The sequence below is a fragment of the Candidatus Poriferisodalis sp. genome, assembly GCF_965208485.1.
Lineage (GTDB): Bacteria > Actinomycetota > Acidimicrobiia > Acidimicrobiales > Poriferisodalaceae > Poriferisodalis.
In genome coordinates this window covers 4,032,623-4,051,172 of the sequence record NZ_OZ242344.1, presented here as the reverse complement: position 1 = coordinate 4,051,172, position 18,550 = coordinate 4,032,623, and the positions used below count along the sequence as shown (strand labels likewise).

Sequence of the window (18,550 nt, the reverse complement as noted above, 5' to 3'; positions counted from 1 at the left end):
GCGTCATCTAGCGCTCGAGGGGCCGCGCGGGTAGCCGAACCACATCAGCGGGATGCACAGCGCCTGCAGCAGGCCCAGCAGCAGCCACATCCAGTTGTAGAGATGCACCTGGTGGGTGCCGCCGAGCACCGCTATCGCGACGGCCACGCCGACGGCGGCCAGCCCGTAGCGCAATGACTGGTGGACGCCATTGGCTGTCGCGATCGAGGCGGTCGGGATGTCGGCGAGCGCGGCGGAGTTGAGCTGGCTGGCGAGCACGCCGAGGCCGAGCCCGAACAGCATCGTCGAGGGGAACATCGCGAACCAGTAGCGCACGTTCTCATCGAGGAAGAACAGCAGCCACAGCATCCCGGCAGTGGCGAAGATCGATGCCAGGGTCATCAGTCCCCGGAATCCGTGCTTGTCGGCCCAGCGGCCACTCAAGATCGCCACCGCGCCCGAGACGACGGGCGCCGGCGTGAATGCCAGACCGACCCCCAGCAGGCTGTAGCCCCAGACGCTCGTGAGAAAGAGCGGCCACAGGAACCAGCTCGTAAAGGCGCCAATCATCGAGAGCGCGACGGCGAGGTTCGCCACGGCAAAGCTGCGAATCCGGAACAGGCGCGGATCGAACAGCGGCTCTGGGTGCCGGGCCGATCGCAGCAGCAAGAGCGGCAGCAAAATGGCACCCCCGCCGAAGCACGCCAAGGTCCACGTGGACGACCAGCCCCAATGGCGGCCCTGCAGCGTTCCGAGCACGATCAGGAACACCGCCGCTGTGCCCATGATGACGCCGAGCAGGTCCAGGGGCGTACTGAGGTCCCGCTTGGCCGTCTCGTACAGGAATCTCAGTGATCCCAAGAATGCAAGGGCCGCTATGGGGACGATCGCCAGGTACACGCCCCGCCAGCTCGAGACCTCCAAGATGACGGCGGCCAGTCCCGGAGCGATGCCGGAGGCGACCATGCCCGCGGCTGCCCAGATGCCGATGACGCTGGCTTGGCGTCCTGCGGGGAATTGCGGCAGCACGAGGGCCAGCGATGAGGGAACCGTCAGTGCGCCGCACAGGCCTTGGATGGCGCGGGCAGCGAGCAGGACGCCGACGCCCGGCGCCAGCCCCGCAATGATCGACGAGACCACAAGCCCCAGCACCCCGACACGGAAGACCAGCAGACGGCCGTAGCGGTCAGCCAGGCGACCGCCGACGATGATCGTCGAGGCGAATGCCAGCGCGTAGCCGCTGACGATCCAGCCGGTGATGGCATCGGACACGCCCGGAAATGACCGGACGATGTCGGGGAACGCCACGTTGGTGACCGTGACGTTGACGGTGCCGAGCACGAATGCCAGCGACCCTGTCGCCAGCGCGAGGCCTGCCCGGCGGCGGGGAGGCTCGGCATCGCCGGAGGCCCGCCGCTCGACCGCCGGCGGCGCGGGCTGCGGGGGCTGCGGCGGCGTGGCGCGGCCGATGCGAACCGGCGCGGCACTGACCGCAGCCGGCACCGGGCGCGATGCACCGCCAGCGAGCCGGAAGTGGACGACCCGCGGTACGGAGCGGGACGCGGAGGCGGGACCCTCAGTCATCGCCCGCCGGTGGGCGCCGGTCTCGGAGGCCGTCGAGCCGTGTCGGATGTGCCGCGAGGGCTTCTTCGATGGGCTCGGTCCCCCACCCGGGTGCATCGCCGAGCACCAGGTGGCCGTCGACGTAGTCCGGAGCGACCGTGACGATCTCGTCGTCCCAACCGATGCGGTCGATGTCGGTCTCCATGATGATGATGTTGGGGGTCGCTGCCGCCCAGTGCGCGTTCATCATCGTGGCCAGGTGGCCGTAGAAGTTGTGCGGCGCCACGCTGTGGCCCATGCCGTCGGCCATCGCGGCCATCTTGGAGGACTGCCAGAAGCCGTTCCAGATCCCGTCGATGATCGGCACGTCGAACGAGCCGGCCTGCAGGTACGGGTAGAGCTCGCGCACTCCGAACAGGCTCTCTCCCCCGCTGATGGTGCAGCCGGCCTTCGAACGGATGTGGGCCATGGCGTCGGGATGGTCGGAGTCGATCTCGATCCAGAACATCCCGAAGTCGGCCAGCTCGCGCACGATGCGGACGTAGCCCTCGGTGCGGGCGTTGAAGTTCAGGTCCAGCAGCAGATCCATGTCGTCGCCGGCGCCATCCCGGAATGCCCCCAGGACAGCCAGGATCTCGTCGATGAGACGGCGCGACACGTTCAGCTCGGGCTCGGCAGGCGTGCCGAATCCGGGAAACCAGCCCCGCAGGCCTTCGGGTGTCTGGCGGAAGATGTTCGTCTTGAGGGCGGTGAAGCCCCTCTCGGCAACCTCCGCCCCGAGCGCACGGACGCCGTCGAGATCGGTGACGCGATTGCCGTAGATGTGGCCCAGGTTGATGCGCCAGGTCCCGCAGTGCGACCAGTACACCCGGATGCGGTCACGCACCCTGCCGCCGAGCAGGTCGTAGCAGGGCACCCCCAGCGTGCGGGCCTTGGCGTCGAGCAGCGCATTCTCGATGGCGCCGATGGCCTCGCCGATGATGCCGCTGGCGGCCTGGCGGGTGCGGGCGAACAGGTACTGGTAGGTGGGTTCGTGATCGAACACCGAACGGCCGACTACGAGCGGCGCCAGCGCCTCGATGGACGTGGTGAGGCCAGGCGAGGAGAACCCCTCGTCGTACTCGGCCCAGCCGACCACGCCGTCGGCGGTCGTGAGCTTCAGGAAGTGGTAGTTCCGCCACGCGGCATCGCACGACAGCGTCTCGATGCGCTCGACCAGTGTTCCGCGGTGCGGCGATCCGGTGTGCCCAGTCATGTCACTCATTGCTGCCCTTCGGGGATCAGGCGTGCGAGACCGCCCGCCAGCCCTGAAGCTAATTCGGGGCCGGTGGTACGATCCGGCCATGACGGCTGTCCCGCTCAACATCGAACCGCTCGATGCCACGTTCGGAGCGTGGGTGCACGACATCGAGCTGCGATCCATCGACGACGCCACCTTCGAGGCACTGCACGAGACGTGGCTGGAGTACGCGCTGCTGATCTTCTCAGATCAGTTCCTGGCCAATGACGAGCAGGACGCGTTCGCTCTGCGCTTCGGCAGCCTGGAGTTCAACGCGGCCCCGATCTCGAACGTCGGCAAGGACGGCAAGGTCCACCACGAGCCCGGCGACGATCTGGTGAAGTCGCTGAAGGGCAACTGGGGCTGGCACCACGACAGCACCTACATGCCGCTGCAGGCCAAGGGTGCAGTGTTCACCGCCGAGCTGGTGCCCGAAGACGGGGCCGACACCGGCTGGGCCGACATGCGGGCTGCCTATGACGTGCTCTCCGACGAGGACCGTGAGCTGGTGCACACGCTGGAGGCGCACCACTCGCTCTACTACAGCCAGGGTCGGGCGGGGCTGCTGCCGAAGCAGAAGGACGACGGCAGCTACGGCATGTACGGCTACCACGACCTGGATGTCTCGGTCCGGCCGCTGGTGAAGTACCACCCCGACACCGGGCGGCCGAACCTGCTGATCGGCCGGCATGCGCACGACATCATCGGCATGGATCCGCAGGAATCGGTAGCGCTGCTGGACCAGCTCAACCGAGAGGCCTGCCAGCCACCGCGCATCTACCAGCACGCGTGGACCGCGGGCGAAGCCGTGATCTGGGACAACCGCCGACTGATGCACCAGGGCGTGCCCTTCGACATGTCCCAGCCCCGCAAGATGTGGCACACCCGGATCGCCGGCGAGCTCGACACCGAGCTGGCGCTCAACCACACGGCAGAGACGGCGGGCTTCAAGCACGGCCGCGACGCCGTCATGAACTCGGTCTCGTAGCCGATCCGGTCTTTGGACCGAAGGGAGCAACGTGACTGCTTACGTCATCACGCGGGTCGACGTGACCGACCCTGACCAGTACGAGAAATACAAGGCGCTGTCTCCGGCCGCTGTCGCCGAGAGCGGTGGCAGGTTCATTGTCCGAGGCGGCGAATCGGTGACCCTCGAGGGGCCCGAGGAGACCCGACGCCTCGTCGTGCTGGAGTTCCCCGACGTGGACTCGGCGACGGCGTTCTACGACTCCGAGAAGTACCGCCATGCCCGCGATGTCAGGGCTGGTGCAGCCGAATTCCAGATGGTGGTCGTCGAGGGCGTCTAGCCCAGCCCGCGTCTACGGTTGCGTTCCGGCACTACCCAACCAGGAGCAAGCACTATGGCGCGCACGTCGATTGAGATCGAGAGCTTCCAGCACGCGAACCCGATTCCCGCCGCGACGCGGATCGGACCGTTCATCACCAGCAGCATCACACCGCCGACCAATCCCGGCGGCCGCGACATCCCCGACACCCTGGAGGAGCAGATCGAGAACCTGTTCACCCACGTCGGCCAGATGCTCGAAGGGGCCGGCGCCACCTGGGACGACATGGCCAAGATGACGTTCTACGTCACCGACCCGGCGGCATCACGACCGGCGCTGAACGGGCCGTGGCTGGAGCGCTTCCCCGACCCCGAGTCGCGGCCCGCCCGCCACAACATGAAGGTGGAAGGCGGCGGCCCGGTGCAGATCTCCTGCACCTTCGAGGCCTACGTCGAAGACTGAGCCGCCCTGTCGGTGTGTATATGCACCTGTGTATATACACACCGGTGTTCATAACCACACTCTTGTAGACTCGGACGCGCAGGCACGGACATTTCGACCGTGCCATCCCCAACCGAGGGAAGACTGTGGCTGACGACCTCATCGACCGGGAGGACGAGGCGCGCCTGCTACGCGGACTCAGCGAATCGAGTCGATCGGCTATCGCCTTGGTGTATGGGCGGCGTCGGGTCGGCAAGACGTTCCTGCTCAAGAGCCTGTGGCCTGCAGACCGCAGGCTCTATTTCACTGCAACCGACGCGGGTGCCTCCGTGAACCGTCGAGTACTCATCGATGAGGCCGCTCGATGGTCGGGCACCGATCTCCGTCCCGAGGACCTTCCGACCTGGCGGGCGGTATTCGGCGCGCTCTTCCGGCTGCGCCCGCACACACCAACCGTTCTGGTGCTCGACGAGTTCCAGTACCTAGCTGATGGACCGCGGGGCCTGCGTGAACTCACTTCCGAGCTGAATGCCGTCTGGGAAGGGCCTCACGAACGTCAGGCACCGCTGTTCGTGGTACTCGCTGGCTCCGCTGCCAGCACGCTCGAGGGTCTCTCGCGTGGCGGTTCTCCGCTGTACGGGCGCCTGGAGACCGCCATCTCGCTGACGCCATTCGACTACTTCGACGCGGGCGCAATGGTGCCGCACTACTCCGCTGCAGATCGAGTGCGCACGTACGCAGCCTTCGGCGGCATGCCGGCCTTTCTCGCCCATGTCGATGACACGATCCCCATCAACCAGAACATCATCGACCAGTTGCTCACGCCGACGGGAACGGTGGGATTGATGGTGCGCTCAGCCATAGAGCAGCAGGAGGGCCTGAGGAACGTGGCTCGCTACCGCGCGATCCTCGCAAGCGTGGGCATCGGCAGAGCGTCGTTGGGAGAGATCGCAGCAGAGCTGGGCGCTTCGCGGGAAGCACTGCGCGAGCCGCTGAGGAACCTTGTCGAGATGTCCTTCGTCGAGGAACGATCCGACTTCGGCACGAGCAGGAGGAAGACCTACCAGCTGAGTGATCCCGCAGAGCGCTTCTTCTACGGCATCACGCTGCCCTTGGAGTCCGCGCTCGCTGCAGGTGGTCCCGACTTGGCGTGGGCAGAGCGCATCTCCCATGAACGCTGGCCCACCTACATCGGCCAGCACGTCTTTGAAGAGGTGGCGGCGCAGGCGTACCGACGCTGGGGGGCGGTGCGCGGACTGCCAGTGGTGCCGGAGTGGAGCAGGTGGACCGGCAAGGACCGCACTCGACGGCAGGTCGACATCGACCTCGTGGGTCGCACGCTCGACGGGGCTGTGATCACCGGGTCGGTGAAGTTCCGCAATCGGCCTGCCGATGCCCGTACCTATCTCGAGCACATCGAAGCCCTGCGACGGCTTGCCGGCAGCGGTCATGGCTGGGCCAGCGAGGTGTTGCAGAAAAACGCTCCCTTCTACTTCGTGTCCGCAGGCGGCTTCAGCGACTCGTTCTACGAGGCCGCCGAGCCAGGTCACGAACTCATCTGCTGGACGCTCGACGACCTCTACCCCGCCGGTGGGCAAGGACCTGAGCCCGGCTGATGCGGGTCCGAGTGCCAAGAGGACGCGACCACCCACCGTTGAGTGACGCACAGCCTGCTCGGCTTCGCCATTTCGGTTAGGTTCTGCCGCCCGAGACTGTGTCCGTCGAATAGCCGGTAAAGAGCACGAGCAAACGCCGAAGCCGACATCAGCGAACCCGAGGCTGAACCTTTGTCGCGCGTGACCGACGAAGAGGCCCCTGAACCAGCGGGCGACGTGGCCAGCGAAGCCGGGAAGTCGGGCGCTGCTGACAGCACGGATGATCGCGATGCCGACCACGTCCGCGACGATGTCGAGGCCGCGAGGACGCCCGAAGCTGTTGTAGACGACCATGGTGAGACCGGGATCGTCGGCGCTCTCGCGGAGTATCTGACGACTCTCGAACCCCAAAACCTCACTCGATGCCTGACCACCTGCCTTGCTGCCATCGGCGCCGAGGACCTGACGTTCGGCACCGGAGTTGGTTGCTTCGATATCAGCGCCCGCGGCGTCATAGTCGCAGCCGGAATATTGGCTCTTCGTCTTTTGTTGGGATGGGGTCGGGTTGAGGGTCCTCGGGTAGGGGTTGAGGCTCTGCTGGGATCGGTGTGTCTGACGCCGATCCCAGCAGGGCCTCGATGAGGCGTGATGTTATGTCGGTGCGGCTGTGGCTGCCGCTGAACCGGTATGTGACGGTGCTGGTGAACGGCGACACCGGGGAGGTGCCCGCGGATGGTGCCCCACCGCAGCGAGGCGGCCCTCAGCGGCTTCCTGGCTGCTCAGGGGCACCGCTGGCGCCGCGGCGTCAAGGTCGTCGTCTCGGACGGGTCCAAGTCCTATGCGGCGGCGATCGCCGAGCGGCTCGGCCACGCCCGCCATGTGCTGGACCGGTTCCACGTGATCGGCTGGTTCGCAGCCGGGCTGACCGCGGTGCGACGCGACGTGCAGCGCCGCCCCGAAGGGGCCAAGCCGGCGTTCGACCCCGAGGTGTTCCGGGCACGGTTCGTGCTCATGAAACGCCCCGACACCCTCGGCGCAGACGAACGCTCCCGGCTCGACGCGCTCTTCGAGACCCACCCGAGGCTCAAAGCAGCCTGGGACGCGCTCGGCGAGCTGCACCGCTTCTATCTCGCCAAGGACCGCAAAGGCGCCCTCGAAGCCCTCGACCGGCTCGCCGACATCTACCGCACCGGCGACATACCCGAGTTCAGCGACGTCGTCGACACCTTCCTCGCCTGGCATCCCCAGATCCTCGACTGGCACCAAACCGGCCAGCCCAGCAACGGCCGCATCGAAGGCACCAACAACCCCCACCCGAGTCCTACGCCGCAAAGCCCACGGCTTCACCAACCACACGAACCTCGAAGCCCGCGGAACACTCATAGCCCGAACCCGCCGAACCCAGCAGCCCCCATCCCAACAAAAGACGAAGGCTCAACAACACAGGCAAATGCAGCACGGCGAGCGTGAAAGTCGAACCGTCATCATCGAACGGATAGGCGTTGATGACGGCTGCGGAAGCTGCGAAGACGGCGACGATCACGGCCGTTGCCCAACGCGGCGGCCTCTTCAGCCAGACGAACCAGCCGCCCAGCGGAGCCAAGACAAGCAAGCTGACGTTGCGCGCATAGAAGCCGGCGTCGTCGGAGTCGATCAAGCCGAATCCGAACGCCTCGGGCAGGCGCACAGCCACAGCCGCCGCGACGGCGAACGCCGCCATGACCCAGAACCCGCGTCGCTCAGAACCCCGCTCGTCGGCCTCTGTCGGCGCCGGCTCGGGTTCGTCCCACAGCCCGGCGAAGCGCTCTCGTGCCAGTTGCCGCACGACCGGATCACTCAGCGACCGTCGCTTGGCAGCAATCAGATCAGCTTCGTCGGCGGCAAGTCCCGCCGCCCGCAACATCTCGCTTTCGGGTGCCAGCAGGCCACCCAACCGATCCGAGGCGGATGCGGCCGGGTCGTCGTCATCAGGCATTCAGAACGAGCACCCGCGACTCATTGTCTGCCAGCGAAGCCATGGCCCTGTCGAAGGTCGCGACGCAGCCTCCGTGACGTTCGGCCAAGGCGATGAGGTGTGCGTCGGTCACCTGTCGATAGCCCGTCAGCCGCTCCGGGCCGCCGGAAAGTGCCTGGGAAGGATCGACATCATCAATCCAGAACTCATGGCCGTCCACCGCAGCAAGAGCGCGCATCACTGAGGCGGCCTCATGGGGCGATCGCGCATCGGGCAAGACCCGACGATTCGACGACACCCGTATGAAGCCGAGCTGTACCAGCGGTGTCGTCGCCCAGGGTGCTCCGTGGAGAGAGGTGAACCAGTCAACGGCTGCGGCATGGTGTGTGTGGGTCGGCCAAGCCAATGCCACGAGCAGGTTGACGTCAAGAAGGGGCGTCACCAATCCTCGCTCGCCGCACGAACCATCTCCGGTGTAATCGGACCGCTGTCAGGGTCGACCTCGAACCCAGGCACTCCCCCAGAAGCAGCAGGCGGGCGTTGCCGGCAACCGCGACGAGCCAGTTCCGACATGGCTGCCCCGATCGAAACGCCTCGCTCTCGTGCCAACGAGCGCGCTACCGCAAGCACATCGTCGTCCAAGTCGAGCGTTGTCCGCATCGTGTCATCATAACATCACAACATCACGCCCGATAGCCCGCTCCAGTCGCTTCGCACTCGTGAACTGGCAAGAACTCTTGACTGGCGGCAAGCGGTGCAGACGGCGACATAGGCCCGTCATAGCGCGCCGATAGATGTGCTTCCAGCGAATATTGTGCTCGTCGTTGCCGAGCCGCTGTCACATGGGCTAGTAGGTCGGGTTGCCCCAAGTCTCGTCGAAGACGATCTCCGACAGCGGCAGGCGGTCCAGCTTGCGCGGGAACGGCGTCGCCCGGTAACCGACCGCGATGTGGGCCGCGGTGGCCACGCCTTCGGGAATGTCGAGCATCTCGGCCACCTGCGGCTCGTACATGCACAGCAGCGTGGTGAGCGCCGTGCCCAGGCCGGCCTCACGGCAGCCGAGCAGGAAGTTCTGCACGGCCGGGTAGATCGAGCCGCCGCCCACGACGCTGAGGCGTCCCAGCTCGGTGTCGGTGGGGTGGACGCCGTCGAGGTAGCCGCAGGCCACCACGATGACCGGCACTTCGGCGAAGTGCTCGGCGAAGTAGTCAGCGCGATCGAGCAGGCGGCTGGCCTTCTCGCCGATGATGTCGATGTCGCCCTGCCGCGCCATGCCCAAGTAGGCCTTCCACGGCTCCAGGTACCACTCCTGCAGCTGCCGCTTCTTCGCCTCGTCGCGGACCACGATGAACCGCACGGGCTGGCGGTTGCCGCCCTGGGGCGCATGCCGCGCATAGTCGAACGCCCGCTCCAGCGTCTCGTCCGACACCGGATCGGTTGTGAAGTACCTCGTCGTCATTGACGTCAGTGCTGCCTCGCCAAGTTCCATTCGTCCGTCTCCTCGTTTCCTTGGATTGCGCCGTTGCCGGCCCGACGCCGACCCCCGCCGACGGCGGCGCAACAGTAGCCATCGGACACGTCCGTGGGAGCATCGACCATCAATTGCCGCAAGAAATGACTGGTAGAAGATGCGAGGAATGACCTATAGTCGATGCGAGAAATGACTGGTAGCGCCACAGCCAAGTGACGATCACGGGTGCGTGCTGCGCGCAGGCGAGACATCAATGTCGGAGAACTCCCTTATACAGCGCCGAATCGAGCGCACCCTGCGAGAGCGGCTCGCGACCTTCCGGGTGGTTGTGCTGCACGGTGCCCGGCAGGCGGGCAAGACGACACTGGTGCGCCTGCTGGCCAACGGCGGCACGTTCGTCAGCCTCGACGACCAAGCCCAGCGGGATGCGAGTCTCCAAGATCCGCGCTCGTTCATCGAGATTCGACAGCGCCCCGTCATCATCGACGAAGTGCAGCGCGGCGGCGACGCGCTCGTCCGAGAGATCAAGATCGCTGTGGATGCCGATCCCGCACCGGGCGCGTTTCTTCTCACCGGGTCGGCGAACTTCCTCACGGTTCCGCATCTGAGCGAATCGCTCGCCGGGCGAGCCTCGTTTCTCGATCTCCTGCCGTTGAGCGAAACCGAGCATGAGCGCACCGGCGGCCTGCTGACCGAGTTGCTCGCAGACAGCGCTCATCGACGCCACGCGAGCGGTACCCGCGACAGCGGACGAATCACCGACAGCGTGCTCGCAGGCCGCACAATCTCCAGCGACACGCCCCATGACTATGCAGAGCGAGTAGCCCGAGGCGGCTACCCGGCGCTCATCGGCATGTCGGAACGCATGCGCGCAGTGTGGTTCGACGATTACATCCGGGCGGTCATCGCCCGTGACGTGCGGGAGCTGACAGGAGCGCGCAAGATCGACGATTTGCCGCGCCTGCTCGAAGCGGTAGCGGCCCGCACAGCGTCCGATTTGGTGATCGAAGACCTGCGCCGCGATCTCGGCTTCGGCACGAGAGACACCACCTCCGACTACCTCGCCCACCTGCGGATGCTCTACTTGGTGCACACGCTGCCCGGGTGGGCGACCAGTGCCGCCACACGTGCGCGACGCCGCCCCAAGCTCTACCTCGCCGACACCGGGCTCGCCGCATCGGCATTGCGGCTCAGCACGTCGCAGCTGCTCGATCCCGCCGAGCGCATGCGCGGGCCGCTGCTGGAGACCTTGGTGGTGAATGAGCTGGCCAAGCAGGCGACGTTCACGGACGACCGCGTCTCGCTGAGCCATTTTCGCAGTGCCGACGGCCGACGAGAGATCGACATCATCGCAGAGGCCGCAGACGGGCGAGTCTTCGGCTTCGAGGTGAAGGCCAGCCGCTCTGTCAACTCCCGGCATCACCGGAACCTCGCATGGCTGCGCGACGTCCTCGGCGACAGGTTCGCCCTCGGGATCGTGTTCTACACCGGCGATGTCAGCTATCGCATCGACGACCGGATCGTCGCGCTGCCGATCAGCGCACTCTGGGACCGTTGACCCGCACCCTGTGAGCACGAGACGGAGTCGCCAGACTCGCGCCTCACCAGGTCAGCGAGAGGGGCGATGCGTGCGCGAGATCTTCGATTTGGATACCCGGCGCGGCCGTCGGGTCAACGCGTTCATCAGCGCGGTCATCGTGCTCTCGATGGCCACATTGGTGGCCGACACGCATTACGCCGCAGCCGACGGTGGCCTGCCGGGATGGCTGTGGACCCTGGAACTCGTCATCTGGCTGATGTTCGTCGTCGAGTACATCATGCGCATCGCGCTCGCACCGTCTGCGTGGCGTTACGTCTTCTCGTTCTACGGCATCGTGGACTTGCTAGCGGTGCTCGGCGGCTTCGCGAACGTCCCGGCCGGTACCTCGTTGCGCTTGCTGCGACTGCTGCGAGTGTTCCGCGTCGTGAAGCTGGTGCGAGGCAGCGCGGCACTCGACCGCTTTCGTGCAGCGTTCCGGGACATCGCCGATGAGCTGCTGGTGTATGTGTCGGCCTCGGGGATTCTGATGTTCATCGCATCGGTGGGCATCTACGAGCTCGAACACGATCAACCCGACACGCTGTACGTCAGCATCTTCGACAGCTTCTACTGGGCAGTGCTGTCGCTGACCGCCGGCGCCGAGGGCTATCAGCCGCTCAGCTTCGGCGGCAAGCTGCTCAGCATCTTCATCGTGCTGATCGGCCTCGGCGTGGTCGCCGTGCCATCAGGTCTGCTGGCCTCAGCGCTGTACAAGCACGACTCGCAGGCCACATGACGCATGGGACTCCCCGAGCCAGCAGCGCAGGCATCAACTGCCCATTCGGCCGCAGCCACCCGTCAGGCACGGCAGCGACGGCCGTGCCGGCTCGAAGCGGCGATGTCAGACTCAGCCAGCCAACACAATCAACATTGCTCAACCAGCGTTGAAGCAGGCGAGGTCAGCCATGTCACTTCAGCAACGGATCGTCGCCATCGACTGCGAGACAACCGGCTTCGGCAAACACGACCGAATCGTTGAGTTCGCAGCTGTCGAAGTCGACATCGACACCGGGCAGGTCGTGGACGAGATCGACACCCTCATCAATCCTGAACGTGATGTGGGCCCGGTCAATGTGCACGGCGTCACCGCATCGATGGTCTCCGCGGCCCCGACCTTCGAGGAAGTGGCAGGAGCGCTCGGCCGGCGTCTGCAGGGGACCGTTCTGGTGGCACACAATCTGGCATTCGACGCCCGATTGCTTGGCCAAGAGTTCCAGCGCCTCGGAACCGCATTTGATCCCGGAGCGGGATACTGCACCTTGCGCGCCACGTCGCAGAAGCTCGGACTGGCTTGCGAGAGCTTCGGCATTGCCCATGCCGACCAGCATCGTGCGCTCTCGGACGCGCGAGCTACTGCACAGCTCGCGTCGCTGCTGCTCGACGATGATGCGCTGCCGAGCAACAGTGCCGAGGCATGCCGCATCGGCTACATCGAACAAGGCTCTCGACCGAGAACGCTCCGACGCCCGAGCGGCGCCGCAAGCACCAACGACATGGTTCGGACCGTGTCGCGTGCCCACTACCCCTTCTCCGACGAGGCGCTCTTGAGCTATCTCGACCTGCTCGACTGGGTACTCGACGACCACATCGTCACCGACACCGAACGACGCGAACTGCTGGAGACAGCGCAAGATCTCGGCATCAACCAGCGGCAAATCGACCAAGCGCATCGTGCCTACTTCGACTCCATCGTTGCCGCGGCACAACGCGACCACGTCATCACCCGTGAAGAGCATGAACTCATGGAGCGCATAGCGCTAGCGCTCGACATCACCGATGCGACGATCCCAGAGGTGACCGAGACTCAGCCTTCCGTCGACTTGGCGGAGGGCACCCGCGTCTGCTTCACCGGCACAGCGACCATCGGGGGCGAAGCCGTCGGACGAGACGTGCTGGAGCGCTTGGCAGCGCTGGCCGGACTTGTCCCAGTCAGCTCGGTCACCAAGAAGAACTGCGACCTGCTGGTTGCAGCCGACGCATCGAGCAGCTCAGGCAAGGCTCGCAAGGCCCGCGACTACGGCATCCCAGTGCTGTCCGTCGCAGAATTCGTCGAACAACTCGGGTGAACGGCGCCCACGCGCCCATGCCCCTGCACGGTGAGCGCTTCCGTGAACTGACCTCCGCCGCGCACGCCTCCGGTTTCCAAGCGACAAATCCGGACCCCGAACAGACGGACAGGCCGGCTGGACCACCTAACAGGTCCCCGTCACAGCTTCCAGAAAACGCACAGCCGGGCACAGAGTCGGGCCGATAGCGTGCGGCGAGTCTTGACTCCGCCACGGATTCTCGAGGACCGGAGGGTTACACGATCAGCATGGACGGATTGGCCGCGGCACGCTCGACGAATGGCGAAACAAATCGAGGCCGACTAGACGGACTGGTCGAATGGGCATCTAGCTGGTGTGAAGTTTGTGCCTGCTGATGCCACGCCCGAAGGCGGGTGGGGTTTGCGGGCGCTGGGTGAGACGCAGCCTCTCTATGAGGCACCTCAAGATGACTTAGCGGGTGAGGTGCTCATTCCCGCCTTCCAGTGCGCTGCGGAAGCGCGGATCGTGTCTGCCTACTTCACCTCCGACGCGCTAGCGAAGCTGAGCCCAGGGCTCGCGAGTTACATCAACCGGTCCACCGCATCCCTGCGCCTGCTGCTGAGCCCGCACCTCACCGACGACGATCTTGTTGCTGTGCAACGGGGGTCGCGCGAGCCGGAAGCAGTTGTGTGCGAAGCAATCGAGCGGACGCTCGCGACACCGGGAGGCGATCTCATTCCCTCCGCTCTCGCACAGCACGCTTCGGATTGTCTTGGCTACATGGTTGCGCGGGGACAGGCCGAGCTTCGCTTCGTTCTGATGCGGGCCGGGATGTTCCACCCCAAGCAGTGGCTGCTTCGACATGGCGACGACTGGCTAGCGGTGCACGGCTCCGGCAACGTCACCCACAGCGGTCTGTTCGTCAACGGTGAGCAAATGAGTGTTGATCGCAATTGGTGTGACGGCCCTCAAGCGGCGAAGCGAATCTCGAAGATGGTGCGCACATTTGAGGAGTACTGGTCAAACCAACGCGATAGAACGCTGACGATCAGCGCCCCTCAAGCGGCCGAGTTGATCACTTCACTCGGAAGCACCAGCAAACCGCCTACCACGCGGGACTTCTGGGCAGCTTGGCGGGCTGACCGACATGCAGGGCTCGAACCTGAGTTGCCACCGGGCTCCCCGCTGCCGCCGCCCCAGCTCGCTGTGCCAGCCGGACTGCAGTGGCGAGAAGGTCGCTATGGCCATCAGGGCACAGCTGTTGACGAGTTCTTGAGTGCAGCGGCTCGGGGTGTGATGGCGATTGCTACAGGCGGTGGCAAGACGCGGACAGCCCTCATCGCCGCCACGCAGCTACAGGACAGACGCTCTGTCGGTAGACCGATGCTGGTGATGATTCTTGTTCCGACCTTGACGTTGGAGAGGCAGTGGAGTGAGGACGTACGGGAGTTCGGCATCGAGCCTGTCCGGCCCTCACAGCTCTCAGGAAGTCGCCGCGCAGAGCGAATTTCGGAGATTCAAACGGCATTCGCGACCGGCGGGGAGCGAACCGAGGTGGTCGTCTGCACGCAGCAGCTGTTCCGCACTGACCGCTCCCTGAGAGAACTCGCTGAGGATGTCGCCCAAACTGGCGCGGACACGATGCTGGTCGGCGACGAGGTGCACAATCTGGGAGCACCATCGTTCTTGTCCAACCCTCCCGAGGCCTTCGCGTGGCGATTAGGCCTGTCGGCTACGCCAATTCGGCAATTCGACAGTCTTGGCACCGACGAATTGTTCGCGTTCTTTGGACCCCAGGTGTTTGAGTTCGGCCTTCGAGCTGCGATCGACGCAGGTTGCCTCGTGCCGTACGACTACCACGTACACACCGTCAGCCTCACCGAGGATGAACTCGAGCGCTACGCATCGCTCACCGACGATCTCTTCGCCGCAGGCTTCCGAATGACGGATGAGGGCCAGGCAGTCATACCCAACTCACGTGTGGAGCACCTCCTAAGGCAGCGCCGCGCCGTTCTCGAGCAAGCAAGCGGCAAGGTCCCCGCTCTGTCAGCCGTCTTGCGCCAGATCGGGCCAGCAAGTGTGCGGCGGACGCTCATCTATGCCTCTTCGAAGCCCCCGGAGCTCTCTGACCGTCGCCAGATCGAGGAAGTCAACGAAGTGCTGCAGGATCTCGGCATCGTCGCCCATGAGCTCACCGCCGAAGAGAACGCAGCAGGACGCGGCGATGAGATTCTTCACCGATTCGCCGCCGGTGAGTACAAGGCACTTACCGCCATGAGAGTGCTCGACGAAGGCGTCGACGTCCCTGCGACAGAGTCAGCATTCATACTTGCGTCCACAACTGTCGAGCGAGAGTGGGTCCAGCGGCGTGGCCGCGTGCTTCGTCAGGCCGAGGGGAAGGAGGCGGCAGCCATTCATGACTTTGTTGTCGTGCCACCTGATCTCTCGGAATCTGCCGCTGGGTCAATTCTCCGAAGCGAGCTGAGGAGAGTCCGGGCCTTCGCTAGCTTGGCACGCAACGAGTGGGACGCTGACGGCCCGCGAACGATTGCCGAGGAGTTAGATCAAATGGAGCGAGAGGCGAGCCGAGCATGATGGGAGGACGTCGACAACTTCGAGCAGTGGTCGCGGAAACGATCGAGGCTGTCGATGAGCGTTATCCCGGTTATCGCGTGGACTTGGCAAAGGCGATCATCGAAGTTGTGAATTCACAGGAGACGGCAGCCACCGAGGCAGCCCGTCGCGACCGCATCCAAGACTTAGTCGAGTCTTTGGGTACGACGATTACCTCAAAGGCTCCTAATCCGAAATGAGGCTTCACCGCGTAGAGATACAGAACTTCAAGCTTCTTGAGGACATTCGCCTAGAATTCTCAACCGATCCGCAAAAGCCACTGACGCTTATTCGGGCCGAGAACGGCTCGGGCAAAACGAGTTTGCTCGCTGCAATGCTCTGGGCCTTCTATGGCCGTCCCGGTTTACCTAGTCATGCTAGCGATCTTCGTCTGGCCTCAACAGCGACTGCAACTGGACAACCGATTGATGTTTCCGTTATGGTCGAATTCACGCACGATGCTGGTGGAGGTGAGGGACAATACCGGTTGATCCGATCTGTCGCGGAAACTCCAGAAGACGGCGACACATTCAGATCTACCGCGGACCGAGTACAGCTCTACCACCTAACACCACAAGGCGAAGACCCGGTCGAGCCTCCGGAGGCGTTTGTCGAACAGATGATTCCGCCGGACCTCCGACGCGTGTTCTTCACCAACGGGGACGACGTCCAAGAGTTTATGTCTGGCAAGGTCAACACACGCGAACGGCAGGAGCAGGTACACAGTGCCATAAAGTCGTTGCTCGGTCTTGAGCAGCTCTACATCGCCCGGACCGATTTGACGCGCATCGAAACTCGAATGCGAAGAGACTTTGCACAGAGTGGCTCGAGCGACCTCCAGGATGCCTCGGTTGCGGTTGAAGGTGCCGAAACTGCAGTTGAGCAACTGACGTCGAAGATTGAAGATCTCGAATCATCGCTTCACCGCATGCGCGAAACACGTGCCGGTTGGGATTCGGAGTTAGGCAGAATCAAAGATGTTGGCGATATCGACGAGATTAACGCAGAAATAAGCGGTCTCAAGGCAGACCTAAACGATCTCAACGAGCGCGAAACGTCGCACTTTGCCGATATGCGAGAAGCATTGAGGTCGGAAGCGCTATCGTGGGATGTTGCAGGCGAACAGCTCCACACGGGTCTTATGTCCTTGGGTGAACTCGCTGATCGTGGTGTGATCCCAGGCACGGCAGTCGAAGTACTAGTCGACCGCCTTCAGCTCGAAGAGTGCATTTGTGGCACAAGCCTCGCCAAGGGTAGCGACGCCCGCACCCACATCGAGCACCTGATCGAGCGCCAGCGCGCAGTTAGTGAGCGCGATCAGAGGCTCACGGAAGCGCTACACGTTGCGCGCGCAGCTCATCAAGCGCACGAGGCGCAGAAGGCTGACCGCAACGGGTTCGCTGACCGGCGCCAACGAGCCTTAGAAGTGTCCACATCGATTACCGACACGATCCGCTCGAAACGACAACAACTGGCACATGCAGAGGGCAAACGGGCTCAGATTGATGAGGAGCGGGTCAGAACCCTCGTAGATAACATCGCTGACGTTGATCCCAAGATCGCGGAGGCGGACCGACAATTGGCCCGCGATGGCCGCGACCTAGAGATCGCACAGGAGAAGCTCAGGGCAGCAAAATCGGTCTTTGAGACGCTTGAGCGCGAGGCTGACAGATCGGCCGCGAAGAAAGCCCGACTTGACGCAGCCGTGGATCTTCATCATCTCGTTGATCAGATGATTGACACCCTCGAGGGTAATCGTGTTCGTCAAGTCGAGGCACGCATGGCGACGATGTTTCTCGACATAGTCGGCTCCGATCCGGAGATTGATTCATCGGTTTTTGCCGAGGTGACTATCAACGAATCCTTCGACATCGAGGTCCGCGATCTTGGAGGTCGCAAGCTCGACTTCGATGGGGAGATTAATGGCGCTTCGCAACGTGCCCTCACACTCTCGTTCATTTGGGCTCTGATGGAAGTAGCTGAGGTCGAATCACCTAGAATCATCGACACCGCGCTTGGCATGGTCTCAGGGTCAGTAAAGAGCAGAATGGTCGAATCCATCACCGATCCTCAACCCGAGCTGCCTTTCCAAGTCCTGCTTCTTCTTACTAGATCGGAGATTCGCGATGTGGAGGCCCAACTTGCGATGCGGGCAGGCGTATCGCGGACCATGACCTGTTCACGCGACAGCGGTGAACTAGCACGAGTTTGGGGGCAAGATCGTCCGGTGGTTCGGATGTGCACTTGTGGAATCGAAACGACGTGCAGGATTTGCGCCAGGATAAACGATGACCAGCGGGGGCTGGCCTTTCGCGATGAGGAGGCAGAAGCCCGATGAGCCCCATGGCAAATCCGTTCTCGTCAACCGATATCGAAATCTCGAAGTCAGTTCGCGAGCGCATGGATGATCTTCAATCGCAAGGCGATCGCAGAAAGCCCTTTCCGAGAATGATAGATGTTTGGTGGGCGGGCATGTGCATAGGATTGCGGGAAGGGCAGAAACGCGCGCTAGAAGGAGACACTGTTAAGTTTGCGACTGGTGTGATCTTCGACAGCGACCCGTGGCGTATCGCACACCTTCAATTGCTTGGACTATCAGAAACTGGTACCGACGCAATCGCAGACGACGGCTGGGCAAATCGCGTCGTTGCATTGGCATCCGAATACGCCAACTATGGGATGAACTGGCTATTCGATGTTGTGGCTGGAGCGCCCAATCCGACACTGGCTGTGTACCGGCGTCTTGATGAAATACTTGACTGA

General features: G+C 63.9%; 18 protein-coding genes. 13 read left to right on the top strand and 5 right to left on the bottom strand.

Annotated features, from left to right (window positions below; translation table 11 throughout):
* Positions 1-3: 3 nt before the first annotated feature.
* Both ACOGXQ_RS18550 and ACOGXQ_RS18545 read right to left on the bottom strand, forming a co-directional pair.
* Complete coding sequence (locus ACOGXQ_RS18550; protein ID WP_419945086.1) at positions 4-1,563, bottom strand: MFS transporter; 1,560 nt, start codon at positions 1,561-1,563, stop codon at positions 4-6.
* Positions 1,556-2,806 carry a mandelate racemase/muconate lactonizing enzyme family protein gene (locus tag ACOGXQ_RS18545; RefSeq protein WP_419945085.1) on the bottom strand — a complete coding sequence of 417 codons (1,251 nt, stop codon included), beginning with the start codon at positions 2,804-2,806 and terminating at the stop codon, positions 1,556-1,558. The genes ACOGXQ_RS18550 and ACOGXQ_RS18545 overlap by 8 nt, the downstream gene beginning before the upstream one ends.
* 79 nt (positions 2,807-2,885) lie before the next feature.
* Here ACOGXQ_RS18545 and ACOGXQ_RS18540 point away from each other — a divergent pair, with 79 nt between their 5' ends.
* From ACOGXQ_RS18540 to ACOGXQ_RS18515, 6 genes are all read left to right on the top strand, one after another.
* On the top strand, positions 2,886-3,809 hold the full coding sequence (locus ACOGXQ_RS18540) for a TauD/TfdA dioxygenase family protein (protein ID WP_419945084.1): 924 nt from the start codon (positions 2,886-2,888) through the stop codon (positions 3,807-3,809).
* A gap of 31 nt (positions 3,810-3,840) precedes the next feature.
* Positions 3,841-4,128, top strand: coding sequence for a DUF1330 domain-containing protein (locus tag ACOGXQ_RS18535; RefSeq protein WP_419945083.1), 288 nt, complete (start codon positions 3,841-3,843; stop codon positions 4,126-4,128).
* Between the two features lie 54 nt (positions 4,129-4,182).
* A complete protein-coding gene (locus tag ACOGXQ_RS18530; protein ID WP_419945082.1) occupies positions 4,183-4,569 on the top strand; it encodes a RidA family protein in 387 nt (128 codons plus the stop codon).
* Between the two features lie 125 nt (positions 4,570-4,694).
* Positions 4,695-6,164: an AAA family ATPase gene (locus ACOGXQ_RS18525; protein ID WP_419945081.1), complete on the top strand. Its 1,470-nt coding sequence runs from the start codon at positions 4,695-4,697 to the stop codon at positions 6,162-6,164.
* A 180-nt stretch (positions 6,165-6,344) separates the two neighbouring features.
* On the top strand, positions 6,345-6,785 hold the full coding sequence (locus tag ACOGXQ_RS18520; RefSeq protein ID WP_419945080.1) for a hypothetical protein: 441 nt from the start codon (positions 6,345-6,347) through the stop codon (positions 6,783-6,785).
* 90 nt (positions 6,786-6,875) lie between these two features.
* A complete protein-coding gene (locus tag ACOGXQ_RS18515) occupies positions 6,876-7,613 on the top strand; it encodes an ISL3 family transposase (RefSeq protein ID WP_419945079.1) in 738 nt (245 codons plus the stop codon).
* A 497-nt stretch (positions 7,614-8,110) separates the two neighbouring features.
* Here ACOGXQ_RS18515 and ACOGXQ_RS18510 read toward each other — a convergent pair whose 3' ends face one another.
* The 3 genes from ACOGXQ_RS18510 to ACOGXQ_RS18500 all read right to left on the bottom strand — a co-directional run bounded on the left by ACOGXQ_RS18510 (position 8,111) and on the right by ACOGXQ_RS18500 (position 9,586).
* Positions 8,111-8,539 carry a TA system VapC family ribonuclease toxin gene (locus ACOGXQ_RS18510; RefSeq protein WP_419945078.1) on the bottom strand — a complete coding sequence of 143 codons (429 nt, stop codon included), beginning with the start codon at positions 8,537-8,539 and terminating at the stop codon, positions 8,111-8,113.
* Entirely contained in the window at positions 8,536-8,757 is a 222-nt protein-coding gene (locus ACOGXQ_RS18505) for a CopG family transcriptional regulator (protein WP_419945077.1), read from the bottom strand. Before ACOGXQ_RS18505 ends, ACOGXQ_RS18510 begins: the two co-directional genes overlap by 4 nt.
* A 187-nt stretch (positions 8,758-8,944) precedes the next feature.
* The gene (locus ACOGXQ_RS18500) at positions 8,945-9,586 is read right to left on the bottom strand and encodes a nitroreductase family protein (protein WP_419945076.1); all 642 of its coding nucleotides are present in this window, start codon (positions 9,584-9,586) and stop codon (positions 8,945-8,947) included.
* Between the two features lie 235 nt (positions 9,587-9,821).
* On the opposite strand from ACOGXQ_RS18500, the gene ACOGXQ_RS18495 reads away from it, so the two are divergent.
* From ACOGXQ_RS18495 to ACOGXQ_RS18465, 7 genes are all read left to right on the top strand, one after another.
* Positions 9,822-11,126: an ATP-binding protein gene (locus tag ACOGXQ_RS18495; protein WP_419945075.1), complete on the top strand. Its 1,305-nt coding sequence runs from the start codon at positions 9,822-9,824 to the stop codon at positions 11,124-11,126.
* 70 nt (positions 11,127-11,196) lie between these two features.
* Complete coding sequence (locus tag ACOGXQ_RS18490) at positions 11,197-11,883, top strand: ion transporter (protein ID WP_419945074.1); 687 nt, start codon at positions 11,197-11,199, stop codon at positions 11,881-11,883.
* A gap of 169 nt (positions 11,884-12,052) precedes the next feature.
* Positions 12,053-13,213, top strand: coding sequence for an exonuclease domain-containing protein (locus ACOGXQ_RS18485; RefSeq protein ID WP_419945073.1), 1,161 nt, complete (start codon positions 12,053-12,055; stop codon positions 13,211-13,213).
* Between the two features lie 336 nt (positions 13,214-13,549).
* The gene (locus tag ACOGXQ_RS18480; protein ID WP_419945072.1) at positions 13,550-15,769 is read left to right on the top strand and encodes a DEAD/DEAH box helicase family protein; all 2,220 of its coding nucleotides are present in this window, start codon (positions 13,550-13,552) and stop codon (positions 15,767-15,769) included.
* A gap of 26 nt (positions 15,770-15,795) precedes the next feature.
* Positions 15,796-15,987, top strand: a complete 192-nt coding sequence (locus tag ACOGXQ_RS18475) for a hypothetical protein (RefSeq protein ID WP_419945071.1) — start codon at positions 15,796-15,798, stop codon at positions 15,985-15,987.
* Positions 15,984-18,125, top strand: coding sequence for an AAA family ATPase (locus ACOGXQ_RS18470; RefSeq protein WP_419945070.1), 2,142 nt, complete (start codon positions 15,984-15,986; stop codon positions 18,123-18,125). Before ACOGXQ_RS18475 ends, ACOGXQ_RS18470 begins: the two co-directional genes overlap by 4 nt.
* A complete protein-coding gene (locus ACOGXQ_RS18465; RefSeq protein WP_419945069.1) occupies positions 18,122-18,550 on the top strand; it encodes a hypothetical protein in 429 nt (142 codons plus the stop codon). Before ACOGXQ_RS18470 ends, ACOGXQ_RS18465 begins: the two co-directional genes overlap by 4 nt.

What these genes read in the sequence shown, in the direction of transcription:
- ACOGXQ_RS18550 (WP_419945086.1), bottom strand. Translation starts at nt 1,563, where the DNA reads ATGACTGAGGGTCCCGCCTCCGCGTCCCGCTCCGTACCGCGGGTCGTC.
- ACOGXQ_RS18545 (WP_419945085.1), bottom strand. Translation starts at nt 2,806, where the DNA reads ATGAGTGACATGACTGGGCACACCGGATCGCCGCACCGCGGAACACTG.
- ACOGXQ_RS18540 (WP_419945084.1), top strand. Translation starts at nt 2,886, where the DNA reads ATGACGGCTGTCCCGCTCAACATCGAACCGCTCGATGCCACGTTCGGA.
- ACOGXQ_RS18530 (WP_419945082.1), top strand. Translation starts at nt 4,183, where the DNA reads ATGGCGCGCACGTCGATTGAGATCGAGAGCTTCCAGCACGCGAACCCG.
- ACOGXQ_RS18515 (WP_419945079.1), top strand. Translation starts at nt 6,876, where the DNA reads ATGGTGCCCCACCGCAGCGAGGCGGCCCTCAGCGGCTTCCTGGCTGCT.
- ACOGXQ_RS18505 (WP_419945077.1), bottom strand. Translation starts at nt 8,757, where the DNA reads ATGCGGACAACGCTCGACTTGGACGACGATGTGCTTGCGGTAGCGCGC.
- ACOGXQ_RS18500 (WP_419945076.1), bottom strand. Translation starts at nt 9,586, where the DNA reads ATGGAACTTGGCGAGGCAGCACTGACGTCAATGACGACGAGGTACTTC.
- ACOGXQ_RS18495 (WP_419945075.1), top strand. Translation starts at nt 9,822, where the DNA reads ATGTCGGAGAACTCCCTTATACAGCGCCGAATCGAGCGCACCCTGCGA.
- ACOGXQ_RS18485 (WP_419945073.1), top strand. Translation starts at nt 12,053, where the DNA reads ATGTCACTTCAGCAACGGATCGTCGCCATCGACTGCGAGACAACCGGC.
- ACOGXQ_RS18470 (WP_419945070.1), top strand. Translation starts at nt 15,984, where the DNA reads ATGAGGCTTCACCGCGTAGAGATACAGAACTTCAAGCTTCTTGAGGAC.
- ACOGXQ_RS18465 (WP_419945069.1), top strand. Translation starts at nt 18,122, where the DNA reads ATGAGCCCCATGGCAAATCCGTTCTCGTCAACCGATATCGAAATCTCG.